The following is a 14,998-nucleotide window of genomic DNA, read 5'->3' on the forward strand; positions in this document are numbered from 1 at the left end:
CGCTACTGCCAATTCACTTTCAAAACGCATAAAAAAATCCGCAATTAGAGAACCTAATTACGGATTTTGAACCCTTCTAAGGATCGGTCAACCGATCGCGAAAATTTCTTAACTGATCGGCATTACCCAATTCGGCGCCTTTATTTTAATGTTTGCAACCTGCTTTTAAGTCGTCGGGTGCTCTGCCGCTGTAATTGCTTCTTCCACTTGCTCACATGGTTTACGATTTTTAGCACGGCATAGATGCAAATTCAGAGTATGCGCGATCACTAGGAATGCCGCACCAAAGACGATCAATAGTGGCTCCCAGCCATGACCGAAAAAATCCTTATTGAAATACAACACACCGCCCAAGGTCAGCAATACGAGTGGCCACGGGCTTTGATGGTGGCGAATACCGAGAACAATCGCAATTCCCCCTATCAGCAGCGAGATCGATAGAATAATTCGTTCAAACAACTCGAAACCCAAAAATGACAAGCCCATGAGTGCCAACGTCGGTAACACGACGGGCACCAGCAAACAATGCAGCGCGCATAAAACGGCAACAATGATTCCGGCTTTATCTAGGGGTTTATGGTGCATACTTCGACTCCGTCAAACTTAAGAATGCTCCGCGAGGTGAGCAAGGGGTGTAATAGTATAACATTTCATCTTCAGCGCCAAGTGCAGGCGGCTATTTTTTGAGCGCCTGCTCCAAGGCGAGACAATCTGACACACCTGGGTGCTAGCAGCGGTCTATTGGAAAGCAGAGTGTTTCCGCAATCGAAGCTGCACCAAGCTTGAGCATCAATAAGCGATCCACTCCGACCGCAACACCAGCGCATTCGGGCATGCCAGCGGCAAGTGCCGCGAGTAATTGCTCATCAATTGGCTGTGGCTGCAGACCGTTCGCCAACCGTTGCTGATTGTCAGCGTGAAAGCGTTCGGCTTGTAAGGCAGCATCAGTCAATTCCCAGAATCCGTTGGCGAGTTCAAGACCACGAAAAAATAGCTCGAAACGACGCGACATTCGCGTGTCTGCCGGATCCAGCTTCGCTAAAGCTGCTTGCGATGCTGGGAAGTGGGTAACATAACAGGGGCGTTCTTGGCCAATGCGTGGTTCGATAATAACGCTCATCACCAATTGCAACACGGTATCAAGGGAGTCCGCCGCGGTGACCACACCGTCGTAACCGTTGGCGCTTAAATAATCGAGCAACTTGCCCTGCGCATTGCTTGCAAACGGGTCTATGCCAACGATGTCGAGAAACGCGTGCTGATATGTGATTTGCTCTGCAGGCTCTGTACTGAGCAGTTCTTGCATCAGCTCATCCAGCTCCTGCATCAACTGATAGTCGTCATAACCAGGGCGGTACCATTCCAACATCGTGAATTCAGGATTATGCCGACGGCTAATCTCATCGTCGCGAAACACTTTACACAGTTGAAAAATAGGACCGCTTCCCGCTGCCAAGAGGCGTTTCATGGCATATTCAGGTGAGGTTTGCAGGAAGAGCGTCGTCGGCTCTGGCATACCCGGTCCGGACAAGCGCGTGCTTAGATTGTGCACATGTAAGTCGGTTACACCGGCCCGCGCCAATATCGGCGTTTCGACTTCGAGCACACCTCGACGCCGAAAAAAAGCGCGGATGCTCGCCTGCAAATCCGCGCGTTCTTTGATAGCTTGCAACGTTGCTGCAGGCCGCCAGTCAAGTTCAGTCATGTTTACTTCACGCGTGAAACGTATTCGCCGCTACGAGTATCCACTTTAATCACTTCACCAATTTGTACGAACAATGGTACACGGACGACTGCGCCTGTTGATAATGTTGCTGGCTTACCACCGGTACCAGCAGTATCGCCTTTCAGGCCAGGATCGGTTTCAGTGATTTCCAATTCAACAAAGTTAGGTGGGGCAACGTTAATCGGCTTACCGTTCCATAAGGTTAAGGTACACACGTCTTGCTCGACCAACCATTTTTTATTGTCGCCAACCGCTGCGTCATCAGCAGCGAGCTGCTCGAACGTTTCGTTGTTCATGAAGTGCCAGAACTCACCATCGCTGTAGAGGTAAGCTAACTCGACATCGACAACATCAGCACCTTCAACACTATCACCTGACTTAAACGTCTTCTCGACCACTTTGCCTGACAATAACTTGCGAATGCGCACACGGTTGAACGCTTGGCCTTTACCAGGCTTTACCATTTCGTTCTCAAGAATTGCGCACGGCTCGCCGTCCTGCATAATCTTCAAACCAGCTTTAAATTCATTCGTACTATAATTGGCCATACGCCCCTCATACCCTAAAGCACTAATTAAACCGGCGTAATAATAAACCAAAGCCGGATAACTTTCAGGTAAAATGATAGCAAATCCGTAATGAAAAGCAGAAGGTTGTTTTATCTGTGCCGTTAGAAATTCGTGAACCATGGCAGCTAGAGCTCGCGCAGTCCTATACTAATCCCGCACAACTGGCTGAGTTTCTTGAACTTTCTCCAGAGTGGGCAGCTCAGCATGGGCAAGCGCGAAAGTTATTTTCGATGCGTGTTCCGCGTCCTTTTGCTGAACTCATGGAAAAAGGTAATCCTCGGGATCCATTACTCCTGCAAGTCATGCCATTAACAGATGAGTTCCTCGAGGTGCCCGGCTATCAGGTCGATCCGCTTGCTGAAGCGGAACATTCTCCCGCTCCCGGATTGCTACACAAGTATACGAGTCGTGTTCTAATTATCTTTCGCGGCGGCTGCGCAGTGAACTGTCGTTATTGCTTCCGACGTCACTTTCCTTATGCAGATCATCAATTAAAGCGAGAAGATTGGGACAAAATTGAGCGCTATTTGAACGATCACCCGCAAATTAACGAGGTCATATTAAGTGGCGGCGATCCACTTATGGCTAAAGAACAACACCTATTTGAGGCAATACAGCGCATTGAGCAGTTTGCCAATATCAAACGTCTGCGGATTCATACCCGCCTGCCAATTGTCATTCCGTCGCGCTTGACACAGTCATTACTGGAGGTGTTAACGTCGAGTCGCTTACAAAGCGTTTTGGTACTGCATGCGAATCATGCCCGTGAGATATCTCCCGAATTAAAGCACCAGCTTGCGAAGTTTCGTCAACAGGGGGTTTGGCTATTGAATCAAAGCGTGTTGCTAAAAGACATCAATGATTCCGTCGAAGCACTTTCGGCGTTGAGCGAAGCGCTGTTTCAAGCAGGCATTCAGCCCTATTATTTACACCAACTGGATACGGTTGCCGGTGCGGCACATTTCGCTGTAGATGACGCGAAGGCTATGCGCTTGAGTGCGGAGTTGCGTAAGCAACTGCCCGGTTTTTTAGTCCCCACGCTGGTTCGTGAGATCCCTGGCGAACCCAATAAAACGCCACTTTGACCCACAAAAAAAGCCTGACCACGAGGGTCAGGCTGAAGGGGTTACTGTGAAACTAGATTAGTCCTGCTTAAACTCGTTCTTAAACCACTCAGCGACCATAGGCTTCTCGTACTCTAAGAGGTTACCGCCGCGACTACTTGACGGGGTCGACAAACGACTTTGTCCAGGTAATTCACGTCCGCGCATGCGCGATTCACCTTCTTGAATGACTTCACCGTCACTACCAACCAATTGATAGGAGAGCTGCATCATTGGGAAGTCATGACCGCGAACCACACGCATTTCACGTGGGATGCCGTTAATATTGTGGTACTCAATCGCACCCGCTAAGTCCACATTAGTGACCGTAATATGCAGCGTCTGATCGCTCGGCAACTCACTCGCGAGCTCCGCGAATATTTCTTCAAAGCGCGCAAAGACATTCTCTTGAAAACGTTTTTGGCTGCCATCAGCCGCTTGCACGTCCACATATTTACTTGGTTCTTCCCAAGTTACTTTTACGTCCGCAGCGTTTGCAGCGGATAAGCCAGTTATGGGCAGCATGAGACCTGCTGCCATGGCAAAAGCGATTACCTTCGACATAGGCCCTCCTTATATCAATGTTAAGTGCCTGTCTTAGTTATAGGGGATTGGGGGGTAAACAACAAGGTCGATTTTGTCAAGAAATGTAAGAATACTGCAAAAAAAACCGCGCCGAAGCGCGGTTTCTCTTGGAAATTAAGTAATTGAATTTTAAATCAATTACATCATGCCGCCCATGCCCATGTCGCCACCAGGCATTGCTGGTGCGTCATCTTTTGGCAATTCAGCGATCATGGCTTCGGTGGTAATCATTAAACCAGCGATTGATGCTGCGAACTGCAACGCTGAGCGTGTCACTTTGGTTGGATCCAAAATACCCATCTCTAGCATGTCGCCGTAAGTGTCATTACCCGCGTTGTAACCGAAGTTACCTTCACCGTTTTTGACGTTGTTAGCAACAACCGAGCCTTCAGCGCCAGCGTTCATGGCGATTTGACGCAATGGTGATTCCATTGCACGCAATGCAAGCTTAATACCAACGTTCTGTTCTTCGTTGTCACCACGCAGGTCTTGCAACTTGCTCGCAGCGCGAACCAAGGCAACACCACCACCTGGTACCACACCTTCTTCAACCGCAGCGCGAGTTGCGTGTAGCGCATCTTCAACGCGGTCTTTCTTCTCTTTCATTTCAACTTCAGTTGCCGCGCCAACTTTAATCACAGCAACACCGCCAGCGAGTTTAGCCAGACGTTCTTGCAGTTTTTCACGGTCATAGTCTGAAGACGTTTCTTCGATTTGCTGACGGATTTGCGTAACCCGACCTTCAATCGCTTTCTGATCGCCAGCACCGTCAACAATTGTGGTGTTGTCTTTGTTGATGACCACACGCTTCGCGCTACCTAAGTGCTCAAGAGTCGCTTTTTCCAGTTCCATACCGATTTCTTCAGAAATCACAGTACCACCGGTTAACACAGCGATGTCTTGCAACATGGCTTTACGACGGTCGCCGAAACCAGGTGCTTTGACTGCGGCAACTTTGACGATACCGCGCATGTTGTTGACAACCAACGTCGCTAACGCTTCACCTTCAACATCTTCAGCAACTAATAAAAGTGGCTTACCTGCTTTCGCAGTACCTTCGAGAACTGGCAACAGTTCACGGATGTTGCTCACTTTCTTGTCAACCAACAAAATTAGCGGGTTGTCGAGCTCAACTGAACCAGACTCTTGGTTGTTAATGAAGTAAGGCGATAGGTAACCGCGGTCGAATTGCATACCTTCAACCACTTCCAATTCATCTTCAAGGCCTTGACCTTCTTCAACGGTGATGACGCCTTCTTTACCGACTTTGTCCATCGCTTTCGCAATGATTTCACCAATCGTGCTGTCGGCGTTCGCAGAAATCGTACCGACTTGAGCAATCGCTTTGTTGTCCGCACATGGCTGAGAAATCTTCTTCAATTCGGCAACCGCAGCAATCACTGCTTTATCGATACCGCGCTTCAGGTCCATCGGGTTCATACCCGCAGCAACCGCTTTCAAACCTTCGGTGACAATTGACTGCGCAAGTACGGTCGCAGTCGTCGTACCGTCACCCGCTTCATCGTTGGCTTTTGACGCAACTTCTTTCACCATCTGTGCGCCCATGTTCTCGAACTTGTCTTCAAGCTCGATTTCCTTGGCAACACTGACACCGTCTTTCGTGATGACTGGAGAGCCAAATGACTTTTCCAAAACAACGTTACGGCCTTTCGGACCTAGCGTGACTTTCACTGCGTCAGCGAGTACGTTTACGCCTTTCAACATTTTCTGGCGGGCACTGTTACCAAACTTTACTTCTTTAGCTGCCATGATTCTTTTCCTTTTCTGAAATTGATGATGTGCTATTTCACGTCTGACTTAATCATTACTCGACGATCGCTAAAATGTCCGATTCGCTCATGATTAAGTACTCTTCGCCGTCAATTTTTTCAGCTTTGACGCCGTAGCCATCATTGAACAAAACGACATCGCCAACTTTTACGTCCAATGGCTGGACATCACCACTGTCGAGAATGCGACCGTTACCGACGGCTACCACTTCTCCGCGCGTTGATTTTTCTGCTGCAGAGCCGGTTAAAACAATACCGCCCGGTGATTTGCTTTCGGCTTCAGCACGCTTAACAATCACACGATCATGTAATGGACGAAGTTTCATTCGAGATACTCCCATATCTATGTTTACGATTAACGAAAGGCCCAATGGCCGGTGTTAAAGATGTTTGTGCACTAACAATGGGGGCTAGCTATGGATTTCCAAGCCCCCAGCGAAAAAATTTTTATTTTTTTGCGTCGTCATCATCACGGCGCAAGCGGTCCCGCTCCGGATCGACATACTCGCCTTCAAAAACGTCACCGTCTCCGCGCTGACGGTCTTGCTGAGACGGGCGCTGGCGTTGGTGAAAACCGAAAGCTTGACCATGCACCATTTGAACTTGCATTCGTTGCATCATTTTCTTCGCAAGGCTAACGCGCACGGGCGGCAACACGATCACCAATGCAAATAAATCGGTTACAAATCCGGGCGTAACAAACATGAGTCCGGCAACAAAAAGTAAGATTCCGCTCGCAAGCTCAATACTGGGTAACTCACCCATTGCCATTTTTTGCTGAGCACGTTGCCAAGACTGGAGACCTTGGCTTCGGACCAAAGACGCACCGATGACCGCAGTGACAATTAATAGTAATACGGTGTTGATACCGCCTATGACCTGTCCCACTTGAATGAGTACTAAAATCTCAATAATGGGCATGCCGATAAATAAAAGTAGTAAAAGTGGGAACATAAGCTTTCCTATCTTGGTTACTCTGCTGAGATGGGGCATAGTGTTAGCAAATTCAAGGCTGCACGGACAAAAAGTAATCGTTTTCTGACAAAAAACGTAATTGACATAATTAGGGGTATTTCATGAGCACTGATGCTGTCGTGGTCTATTGCACGGTTCCAGATATCAATACCGGCAAACGTATTGCTGCAGAAGTGGTAGAACAACACTATGCCGCATGTGTGAACATTCTGCCGTCTATTTTGTCTGTATACAGTTGGCAGGACAAAATCGAGGAAGACCAAGAATGCCTACTCCTAATCAAAACGACCCAAGCATGTTACCCTAAGCTGGAGCAATCACTGCTCGCCTTGCATCCGTACGATACACCCGAGGTGATTGCTGTGCCGATTGCCATGGGGGCACCAGATTACTTGGCATGGATAACGACAAACACGCGAGGTTAACGACCTTTAGCGACCTGAATCAACTGATAAGTAGAAGCCGTACTATGTTAAACCTGCAAGATATTCGAACCTTATGGTCTGTCACTTTTTCTCGTTTCTTATTGCTTTTTGCCGCCGTTTTCATGCTGTCAGCGCATCCCACGGCACAGGCACAACAGTCGTTTTTCGGGAACAATAGCAGTGAGTTCTTGCCCGTTCAGCAAGCCTTCCCGTTTTCCTATGAACAAGACGGCGATATTCTGCATTTATACTTCGAGATTGCTGAAGGCTATTACCTCTACGAACATCGCTTTGGTTTAACGCCTGAACATTTCGTCAGTGAATTTGAAGTACCTGAAGGTAAGCCTTACAACGACGAGTTTTTCGGGGACGTGAACATTTTTCGCCATTATGTTGCGCTTACCGTTCATTTAGCTGAAGTCGAGACTGGTGATGTCCTCACGGTCCGCTATCAAGGTTGCGCGGATGCGGGACTCTGTTATGCCCCTACGACCACTGAAGTTTATCTGCAAGCAACCTCGGGCGAGCTTGCGTCCGGTGGTTATCAACTGCAAGATTTCTCGACCGCTGGCGAGCCAACCGGACTTGCAGCCGTGTTGGCATCGGATAATCTGTGGTGGATTGCCGGCATCTTCTTTGTGCTAGGCATTGGCCTTGCATTCACACCCTGTGTTTTTCCGATGTACCCTATTTTGTCTGGCATCATCATTGGCCAACAACAAGGTGGTCAATCGAAACTGACCGCGCGCCGCGGCTTTGCGTTGTCATTTGTCTACGTGCAAGGCATGGCGATTACCTACACTGTGCTCGGCATTGTCGTTGCACTTGCTGGCATGCAGTATCAAGCCTATTTGCAACACCCGATTTTGCTCGGAACACTCGCTGCGCTATTTGTCGTTTTCGCTCTGGCTATGTTTGGTGTTTTCAATTTTGATCTGCCTGCGAGCTGGAAGAACCGCCTTAATCAAATTTCTCAAAACCAAAAAGGCGGTGCTTACCCTAGTGTGTTCGCGATGGGCGCATTGTCAGGATTGATCGCCTCACCATGCACAACCGCGCCGCTTTCGGCCGCGCTCCTATTTATCGCTCAGTCGGGAGACATTGCTCTCGGTGGTATCGCTCTTTACCTGCTTAGTTTAGGTATGGGTGTACCCTTGTTGTTGATTGGTGTTTCCGGCGGTAAGCTGCTACCGAAGAGTGGTCAGTGGATGAACACCGTGAAAATGCTCTTCGGCGTGCTGATGATCGCCGTTGCCCTGTTCTTAGTCGAACGTCTGCTCTCCGTTACCGTTGCCGGCTGGCTGTGGATCAGCTTTTTCGTAGTCAGTGCTGTGCTGGTTTATCGTGAACTTCAGCAGCAACTTAAATTGCGCGGGCGAATCGTGGCCGCTGTATTGCTGATTACCTATGCAGCCGCTGGAACACTTTGGCAAAAGCCCTATGTCGACGGTACCTTCCATGCGAATAAACTGGAGTTCACCTACGTGACGTCCTTGAGTGAACTCGAAGTCAAAGTCGACGAAGCGGCCGCGCGTGGCGAATGGGTCATGCTCGATCTCTATGCCGACTGGTGCACCGCCTGTTTGGAACTTGAGCGCTACACCTTTGCCAACGCAGAGGTACAGACAACACTCGAAAACTTTACTGTGTTGCAAGCCGACGTGACCGCTGTGAATAACACCAATACGGAACTACTCAGCGCCTATCAGGTGCTCGGGTTACCGACTATTTTATTCTTTGACCGCGACGGTAACGAACTTAGCGAATATCGTGTGACCGGCTTTATGAACGCGGAACGGTTTCAAGCTCATCTCGAGCGCATCATGGAACGATAGAAGTTTGCTGCGAACGTCGCTGATTAGACCAGTATTTTGCTGCGAATTGAAAAATTAGTCGTATAATGACCCGAACTTTTCGAAAAGTGTCGGGTCATTTTTATTATGGGCACGATAAACTAAACTTCGTAGCAAATAGCGACACAATGGCAGCTTAATGGCGAAAAAGAATCAAATCTTGGTCATCAATGGACCAAACCTCAATTTGCTCGGTACTCGCGAGCCTGAAATTTATGGCGCGTTAACCCTGAGTGATATCGAGCGTCAACTGCAACTGCAGGCAGAGCAGTTGGGTGTCACCCTGTCGTTTATGCAAAGCAATCGCGAGCATGAACTGATTGAAGCAGTACAAGATGCCCGCAACGCCATCGACTTTATCATCATTAATCCAGCCGCTTATACCCATACCAGTATTGCCTTGCGCGATGCTTTCTCGGCGGTAGCCATTCCCTTTATTGAAGTGCACCTGTCCAATGTGCATAGTCGCGAAGCATTTCGTCGTCATTCCTATTTTTCTGACCTTGCGCACGCTGTCATTTGCGGATGCGGTGCGCAAGGGTATGAGTTCGCTTTGGCAGCTGCCGTGAACTATTTAAAACAAAACAATTAAAACGACTCATTTACGCTCACAGCAAAAGGTTATTGAAACAATGGATATTCGTAAAATTAAGAAACTAATCGAACTACTCGAAGAGTCAGGTATTTCTGAATTAGAAATCACGGAAGGCGAAGAGTCAGTTCGTATCAGTCGTCACTCTTCTGCGCCTGTTTATCCACAAATGACACATATGCAAATGCCAATGGCCGCGCCAGCACAAGCATCAGCGCCTGCACCTGCTGCAGCGCCAGCCGCACCAGCCCCAGCAGCGGCTGAAGAAGTGAGCGGTCATATTGTGCGTTCACCGATGGTCGGTACTTTCTACGAGTCACCAGCGCCAGGGTCAAAAGCGTTTGTTACTGTCGGCCAGCGGGTCAATGTTGGCGACACGTTATGTATCGTCGAAGCAATGAAAATGATGAACCACATCGAAGCTGACGTTGCCGGTGTTGTGAAGCAAATCTTGGTGGATAACGAAGCACCTGTTGAGTTTGACCAACCGCTGTTCATCATCGAATAAAAAGGCAACAACTATGCTTGATAAAGTAGTCATCGCCAACCGCGGTGAAATTGCGCTTCGGATTTTACGAGCCTGTAAAGAGCTCGGCATTAAAACCGTAGCCGTTCACTCGACGGTGGATAAAAACTTAAAGCACGTGTTGCTCGCGGACGAGTCAATTTGTATTGGTCCGGCGTCAGCAACTGAAAGTTATCTAAATATTCCACGCATTATCAGTGCTGCCGAAGTTACCGATGCGGCAGCTATTCATCCCGGCTATGGGTTCTTGGCTGAAAATGCCGACTTTGCTGAGCAAGTAGAAAACTCTGGGTTTATTTTCGTGGGCCCAACGCCTGACGTCATTCGCATCATGGGTGACAAGGTCTCGGCTATTGAAGCGATGAAAAAAACGGGTGTTCCTTGTGTGCCGGGTTCAGGTGGACCATTGGATGACGACGAAGAAAAGAACAAGAAGATTGCGCGGCGCATCGGCTACCCGGTAATCATCAAAGCTGCCGGTGGTGGCGGTGGCCGCGGAATGCGTGTGGTTCGCGAAGAAAAAGATTTAATGAAGTCGATTTCCGCGACCCAAAGCGAAGCGCGTGCTGCATTTGGTAATCCTGTGGTGTACATGGAAAAATTCCTTGAAAACCCACGTCATATCGAAATCCAAGTCTTGGCAGACGGACAAGGTAATGCCATTCATCTTGGTGAACGTGACTGTTCAATGCAGCGCCGCCACCAGAAAGTAGTAGAAGAAGCGCCAGCACCAGGAATTACCGCCGAAATGCGCAAGAATATCGGCGAGCGCTGTGCCCGTGCCTGTGTTGAAATTGGTTATCGAGGCGCTGGTACATTTGAGTTTTTGTACGAGAACGGCGAGTTCTATTTCATCGAAATGAACACCCGTATTCAGGTTGAACACCCAGTTACCGAAATGGTTACCGGTATCGACCTGGTCAAAGAGCAGTTGCGTATTGCCGCTGGTCGGCCATTATCGATTAGCCAAGAAGACATTATAATTCGTGGTCACGCGATTGAGTGTCGTATCAATGCTGAAGATCCGAAGACCTTCATGCCGTCACCCGGGACTATTTCCCGCTTCCATCCGCCCGGCGGAATGGGTGTTCGTTGGGACTCACACGTTTACACCGAGTATCGTGTACCACCCAATTACGACTCGATGATCGGCAAATTAATCACCTATGGTGAGAATCGTGATGTTGCTATTGCGCGGATGCGTAATGCATTGAGCGAACTGATCATTGAAGGCATCAAGACCAACGTGCCGCTACAAAAAGATATTATGGCGGATGAGAACTTCCAACATGGTGGAACCAACATCCATTATCTTGAGAAAAAGCTAGGCATGAGCTAATTCCCTTGTGGTAAACTTAAGCTCATTCTGAATAGAAGCTCAGGTTCACCCTGAGCTTCTTTATTTCTGCACCGATATAAGTAAAGGCGGGGATTCACGCATGGCTTGGTTACAACTAACGCTCACCACAAAACAAGACTATGGTCGCCAGCTTGGCGACATTCTGATGGCGAACGGTGCGCAGGCAGTAACCTATCGAGATGCGAAAGATGCGCCGATCTTTGAGCCGGCACCGGGCGAGGTTCCACTCTGGGAACAAACCTTAGTCACTGGCCTTTTTCCTGCCGAAACCAACATGACGCCGGTTTTAACCAATTTAAAGAAAGTCAGTTTTCTGCAAAAGCCGCTGCAATATAAAACCGACCAACTTGAAGACAAAGACTGGGAACGCGAGTGGATGGATAATTTCAAACCTATCGACTTCGGCAATGGCCTTTGGGTTGTGCCGTCATGGCATACACCGCCGGTCGCTGACGCTGCCAATATCTTGTTGGACCCGGGTATGGCGTTCGGTACTGGCACGCACCCGACGACGGCGATGTGTTTACGCTGGTTGGCTGAGCAAGATTTGCAAGGTAAAACCGTGGTCGACTTTGGCTGTGGTTCAGGCGTGCTCGGTATCGCTGCATTAAAGCTCGGCGCGGCAAAATGCATTGGCACCGATATCGACCAGCAAGCGCTGCTGTCGACACGTGAAAACGCAGAATTAAATGGTGTAGCTGATCGATTCGAGGTGTATTTACCAGAACAAACCCCAGCGATTGAAGCTGACGTCGTTATTGCCAATATATTAGCCGGCCCGTTACAAGACTTAGCCCCAATTATGCTGCAATACTTAAAGCCGCATGGTTTACTCGGTATGTCGGGTATCCTCCGCCGGCAAGCAGAGGCGGTGCAAGACGCGTATCGTCCAACGATTAGCTTCGCTGAAGCACGTTATCAGGAAGAGTGGACTTTTCTTCATGGTCAACGCGGCGGTGCATGAGTCTGCTAACACCTGCTTAACATTTCACCAGGGGTAGCGCGCCAGGCGCGATAAAGTCAAGAGCAAAAATTGCAATTTTCTGTGATTTTGGTCACTTTATCGCCTTTCCTTTCGCGAGCAAATTCCCTAAAATTCTCTCCCCTTTCGCTGAACAGAAAATAACCGATGCGGATAGGTCCTTATCAATTAGAAAACAACGTAATTCTTGCACCCATGGCAGGTGTCACTGACTTGCCATTCCGTCGCTTATGTGTGGAGTTAGGTGCTGGTCTAGCGGTATCCGAGATGCTCTCGAGTAATCCGCTAGTTTGGCAAACTGACAAGTCTAGAGCGCGAATGGTGCATGGCGATGAGCCGGGAATTCGTTCGGTACAAATTGCTGGGTCTGATCCAGAATTGATGGCTTTAGCAGCTCAGCACAATGTTGCTGAAGGTGCGCAAATCATCGATATCAACATGGGTTGTCCAGCAAAGAAGGTAAACAAAAAGCTAGCTGGTTCAGCATTGTTGCAAGAGCCCGAGCTAGTTCAGCGAATTCTGCGGAGTGTGGTGGCAGCAGTTGATGTTCCCGTAACACTCAAGATTCGAACCGGATGGGCCCCGGAACATCGCAACGGCGTTGAGATTGCGAAAATCGCAGAACAAGCTGGCATTCAAGCTTTAGCGGTTCATGGCCGCACTCGAGCTTGCATGTATAAAGGCTCCGCGGAGTACGACACGATTCGCGCGATTAAACAGGCAATTTCAATCCCTGTGATTGCCAATGGTGACGTGACAACGCCGCAAAAAGCACACGAGGTTTTGCACTATACCGGCGCAGATGCCGTGATGGTCGGCCGCGGTGCACAGGGGAATCCTTGGATATTTCGTGAGATTGTCCACTTTCTCCAAACTGGGAAAGAACATGCTCCGCCAACGGGAGCTGAAATCGCCCATGTCATGCGCAGGCACTTGCATGCGCTGCATAAGTTTTATGGTGCCCGTGGTCCTCGGATTGCACGCAAGCACATCGGTTGGTACTTGCAGGGAAACCTGCAGCACATTGACAGCAGTGAGCAATTCAAGCGCGACTTTAACGCAATTGAAGACCCTCAACAGCAGTTAGATGCCCTAGAAACCTATTTTGTTAACTTAGACGAGAGATAAGAGCGCTATTATGTTTGACCAAAACGGAAATCGTGATGCAGTATCCACGCCTTTGACTACCATTGGCCAAAACTCTAACCCGAAGCCTCTGCGCAATTCGGTAAAGCAGGCGCTGAACAACTTCCTGAAGCAACTTGATGGTCAGGACCCAGACGATTTATACGAGCTTGTATTGTCTGAAGTTGAAGCACCGTTATTGGAAGAAGTGATGACCTTCACTCGTGGTAACCAAACCCGTGCGGCAACCATGTTAGGTATCAACCGCGGTACTTTACGCAAGAAACTGAAAAAATACGGCATGAATTAATTTGCAAGAGCGCTACTTCGGTGGCGCTTTTTTTTGGCGTGAATACTTTTGCCAAGACCGGGCAGTTCAGATAGAGTATTTCTCCACAATGAATTCGCACAACAATGGACGCGTTATGAAGTTTAAACTGCTTTTTTCGGGCGCTCTCGTCGCTGCTACGCTCGCTTTGACTGGCTGTAATGACAGTACCACCTCCTCCGACACGAATATTAACGCCACACCCGCCGCGGTGTCCGAAGCTGAATTGATTAGCGCGATTCGTAGCAGTAATCCACAATTAGCCAATGCACCCATCAGTGTCGTCAAAGAATTATCGGAATACGGCATGGTTGGTTTGTATGAAATAATACTCGGCGGCCAAACTATGGTGGTCGATGCGAGTGGTCAGTATGCAGTCGTTGGTGATTTATTTGCATTGAGTACGGTCACAAACCTGTCCGCTGAGCGTCGCGAACAGAACATGGAACGTATTGCTCTGGCGAGATTGCCGCAACTTAACGCTGAACAAGTCGTCACGCTACCCGCCGCGAACGAAGTCGAGCAATTAGGTACGGTTTGGGTATTTACCGATCCCACATGCCCATACTGCCAGCGTTTTCACGATGAGGCGGACGCCTATGCGCAAGCTGGGGTTGAAGTCATCTATGTACCCTATCCACGTTCAGGTTTAATGAGTGGTGGCCGCGACTATGACCAGTTAACTCGAATCATGTGCGCTGACGACAAAGCCGCTGCCATGCATGCATTTAAGACAGGTACAAATGTCGATGATTTTAATACCGTGACGGTAACCGACACTTGTCGTGAGCATGTAGCCAATGGTTTCGATTTAGGACAAGAAATTGGCATTAGTGGTACACCGTTTATTGTTCTGTCTCAAGGCGGTATTCTTCCCGGATATAATCCGGCTGAGCGGATTATCGCGCGCCTGCGCAGCGCTCAGTAACACTTAGATTGTCAATTCACGCAATAAAACGGCTCAGAAGTTCGCCTTATTGAGCCGTTTTACGTATAATATGCACCCGCACAAGCACTGTTCATGTTTTAACCAACTCGCAAAATATGAAACAGGCTTTA

At 48.8% G+C, this 14,998-nt stretch carries 17 protein-coding genes; 10 read left to right on the forward strand and 7 right to left on the reverse strand.

The window, feature by feature from the left end:
• Positions 1 to 165: 165 nt before the first annotated feature.
• From LAT77_RS11545 to efp, 3 genes are all read right to left on the reverse strand, one after another.
• On the reverse strand, positions 166 to 585 hold the full coding sequence (locus LAT77_RS11545) for a MerC domain-containing protein (RefSeq protein ID WP_290564719.1): 420 nt from the start codon (positions 583 to 585) through the stop codon (positions 166 to 168).
• A 142-nt stretch (positions 586 to 727) separates the two neighbouring features.
• The gene (gene epmA / locus LAT77_RS11550) at positions 728 to 1,705 is read right to left on the reverse strand and encodes an elongation factor P--(R)-beta-lysine ligase (RefSeq protein WP_290564720.1); all 978 of its coding nucleotides are present in this window, start codon (positions 1,703 to 1,705) and stop codon (positions 728 to 730) included.
• A gap of 2 nt (positions 1,706 to 1,707) precedes the next feature.
• On the reverse strand, positions 1,708 to 2,274 hold the full coding sequence (gene efp / locus LAT77_RS11555) for an elongation factor P (RefSeq protein WP_290564721.1): 567 nt from the start codon (positions 2,272 to 2,274) through the stop codon (positions 1,708 to 1,710).
• A 116-nt stretch (positions 2,275 to 2,390) separates the two neighbouring features.
• On the opposite strand from efp, the gene epmB reads away from it, so the two are divergent.
• Positions 2,391 to 3,380 (forward strand): EF-P beta-lysylation protein EpmB, encoded by a 990-nt coding sequence (epmB, locus tag LAT77_RS11560; RefSeq protein ID WP_290564722.1) that lies wholly within the window; start codon positions 2,391 to 2,393, stop codon positions 3,378 to 3,380.
• 57 nt (positions 3,381 to 3,437) lie between these two features.
• Here the strand turns inward: epmB and LAT77_RS11565 are convergent, their stop codons facing one another.
• The 4 genes from LAT77_RS11565 to LAT77_RS11580 all read right to left on the reverse strand — a co-directional run bounded on the left by LAT77_RS11565 (position 3,438) and on the right by LAT77_RS11580 (position 6,727).
• Positions 3,438 to 3,962, reverse strand: a complete 525-nt coding sequence (locus LAT77_RS11565; RefSeq protein WP_290564723.1) for a DUF3016 domain-containing protein — start codon at positions 3,960 to 3,962, stop codon at positions 3,438 to 3,440.
• A 159-nt stretch (positions 3,963 to 4,121) separates the two neighbouring features.
• A complete protein-coding gene (groL, locus tag LAT77_RS11570; RefSeq protein WP_290564724.1) occupies positions 4,122 to 5,753 on the reverse strand; it encodes a chaperonin GroEL in 1,632 nt (543 codons plus the stop codon).
• A 55-nt stretch (positions 5,754 to 5,808) separates the two neighbouring features.
• Positions 5,809 to 6,099: a co-chaperone GroES gene (locus LAT77_RS11575; RefSeq protein ID WP_290564725.1), complete on the reverse strand. Its 291-nt coding sequence runs from the start codon at positions 6,097 to 6,099 to the stop codon at positions 5,809 to 5,811.
• 121 nt (positions 6,100 to 6,220) lie between these two features.
• A complete protein-coding gene (locus LAT77_RS11580; protein WP_290564726.1) occupies positions 6,221 to 6,727 on the reverse strand; it encodes an FxsA family protein in 507 nt (168 codons plus the stop codon).
• Positions 6,728 to 6,849: 122 nt separating this feature from the next.
• On the opposite strand from LAT77_RS11580, the gene cutA reads away from it, so the two are divergent.
• The 9 genes from cutA to LAT77_RS11625 all read left to right on the forward strand — a co-directional run bounded on the left by cutA (position 6,850) and on the right by LAT77_RS11625 (position 14,867).
• On the forward strand, positions 6,850 to 7,173 hold the full coding sequence (gene cutA / locus LAT77_RS11585; RefSeq protein WP_290564727.1) for a divalent-cation tolerance protein CutA: 324 nt from the start codon (positions 6,850 to 6,852) through the stop codon (positions 7,171 to 7,173).
• 44 nt (positions 7,174 to 7,217) lie between these two features.
• A complete protein-coding gene (locus LAT77_RS11590) occupies positions 7,218 to 9,008 on the forward strand; it encodes a protein-disulfide reductase DsbD (RefSeq protein WP_290564728.1) in 1,791 nt (596 codons plus the stop codon).
• Positions 9,009 to 9,165: 157 nt separating this feature from the next.
• Positions 9,166 to 9,618 carry a type II 3-dehydroquinate dehydratase gene (gene aroQ / locus LAT77_RS11595; RefSeq protein WP_290564729.1) on the forward strand — a complete coding sequence of 151 codons (453 nt, stop codon included), beginning with the start codon at positions 9,166 to 9,168 and terminating at the stop codon, positions 9,616 to 9,618.
• Between the two features lie 40 nt (positions 9,619 to 9,658).
• Positions 9,659 to 10,126: an acetyl-CoA carboxylase biotin carboxyl carrier protein gene (gene accB / locus LAT77_RS11600; protein ID WP_290564730.1), complete on the forward strand. Its 468-nt coding sequence runs from the start codon at positions 9,659 to 9,661 to the stop codon at positions 10,124 to 10,126.
• A 13-nt stretch (positions 10,127 to 10,139) separates the two neighbouring features.
• Positions 10,140 to 11,483: an acetyl-CoA carboxylase biotin carboxylase subunit gene (gene accC, locus LAT77_RS11605; protein ID WP_290564731.1), complete on the forward strand. Its 1,344-nt coding sequence runs from the start codon at positions 10,140 to 10,142 to the stop codon at positions 11,481 to 11,483.
• Between the two features lie 100 nt (positions 11,484 to 11,583).
• A complete protein-coding gene (gene prmA / locus LAT77_RS11610) occupies positions 11,584 to 12,468 on the forward strand; it encodes a 50S ribosomal protein L11 methyltransferase (protein ID WP_290564732.1) in 885 nt (294 codons plus the stop codon).
• 165 nt (positions 12,469 to 12,633) lie between these two features.
• Positions 12,634 to 13,614, forward strand: a complete 981-nt coding sequence (gene dusB / locus LAT77_RS11615) for a tRNA dihydrouridine synthase DusB (RefSeq protein WP_290564733.1) — start codon at positions 12,634 to 12,636, stop codon at positions 13,612 to 13,614.
• 10 nt (positions 13,615 to 13,624) lie between these two features.
• Positions 13,625 to 13,921: a DNA-binding transcriptional regulator Fis gene (fis, locus tag LAT77_RS11620; protein ID WP_126792445.1), complete on the forward strand. Its 297-nt coding sequence runs from the start codon at positions 13,625 to 13,627 to the stop codon at positions 13,919 to 13,921.
• Positions 13,922 to 14,036: 115 nt separating this feature from the next.
• Positions 14,037 to 14,867: a DsbC family protein gene (locus LAT77_RS11625; RefSeq protein ID WP_290564734.1), complete on the forward strand. Its 831-nt coding sequence runs from the start codon at positions 14,037 to 14,039 to the stop codon at positions 14,865 to 14,867.
• Positions 14,868 to 14,998: the final 131 nt, after the last annotated feature.

This window comes from Aliidiomarina sp., assembly GCF_022565475.1.
Taxonomy (GTDB): Bacteria; Pseudomonadota; Gammaproteobacteria; order Enterobacterales; family Alteromonadaceae; genus Aliidiomarina.

Bases quoted from the DNA above. Each gene is read 5' to 3' on its own strand.
- fis (WP_126792445.1), top strand. From the start codon at position 13,625: ATGTTTGACCAAAACGGAAATCGTGATGCAGTATCCACGCCTTTGACT.
- prmA (WP_290564732.1), top strand. From the start codon at position 11,584: ATGGCTTGGTTACAACTAACGCTCACCACAAAACAAGACTATGGTCGC.
- LAT77_RS11625 (WP_290564734.1), top strand. From the start codon at position 14,037: ATGAAGTTTAAACTGCTTTTTTCGGGCGCTCTCGTCGCTGCTACGCTC.
- accC (WP_290564731.1), top strand. From the start codon at position 10,140: ATGCTTGATAAAGTAGTCATCGCCAACCGCGGTGAAATTGCGCTTCGG.
- epmA (WP_290564720.1), bottom strand. From the start codon at position 1,705: ATGACTGAACTTGACTGGCGGCCTGCAGCAACGTTGCAAGCTATCAAA.
- LAT77_RS11590 (WP_290564728.1), top strand. From the start codon at position 7,218: ATGTTAAACCTGCAAGATATTCGAACCTTATGGTCTGTCACTTTTTCT.
- LAT77_RS11565 (WP_290564723.1), bottom strand. From the start codon at position 3,962: ATGTCGAAGGTAATCGCTTTTGCCATGGCAGCAGGTCTCATGCTGCCC.
- groL (WP_290564724.1), bottom strand. From the start codon at position 5,753: ATGGCAGCTAAAGAAGTAAAGTTTGGTAACAGTGCCCGCCAGAAAATG.
- LAT77_RS11580 (WP_290564726.1), bottom strand. From the start codon at position 6,727: ATGTTCCCACTTTTACTACTTTTATTTATCGGCATGCCCATTATTGAG.
- LAT77_RS11575 (WP_290564725.1), bottom strand. From the start codon at position 6,099: ATGAAACTTCGTCCATTACATGATCGTGTGATTGTTAAGCGTGCTGAA.
- aroQ (WP_290564729.1), top strand. From the start codon at position 9,166: ATGGCGAAAAAGAATCAAATCTTGGTCATCAATGGACCAAACCTCAAT.
- accB (WP_290564730.1), top strand. From the start codon at position 9,659: ATGGATATTCGTAAAATTAAGAAACTAATCGAACTACTCGAAGAGTCA.
- cutA (WP_290564727.1), top strand. From the start codon at position 6,850: ATGAGCACTGATGCTGTCGTGGTCTATTGCACGGTTCCAGATATCAAT.
- dusB (WP_290564733.1), top strand. From the start codon at position 12,634: ATGCGGATAGGTCCTTATCAATTAGAAAACAACGTAATTCTTGCACCC.
- LAT77_RS11545 (WP_290564719.1), bottom strand. From the start codon at position 585: ATGCACCATAAACCCCTAGATAAAGCCGGAATCATTGTTGCCGTTTTA.
- efp (WP_290564721.1), bottom strand. From the start codon at position 2,274: ATGGCCAATTATAGTACGAATGAATTTAAAGCTGGTTTGAAGATTATG.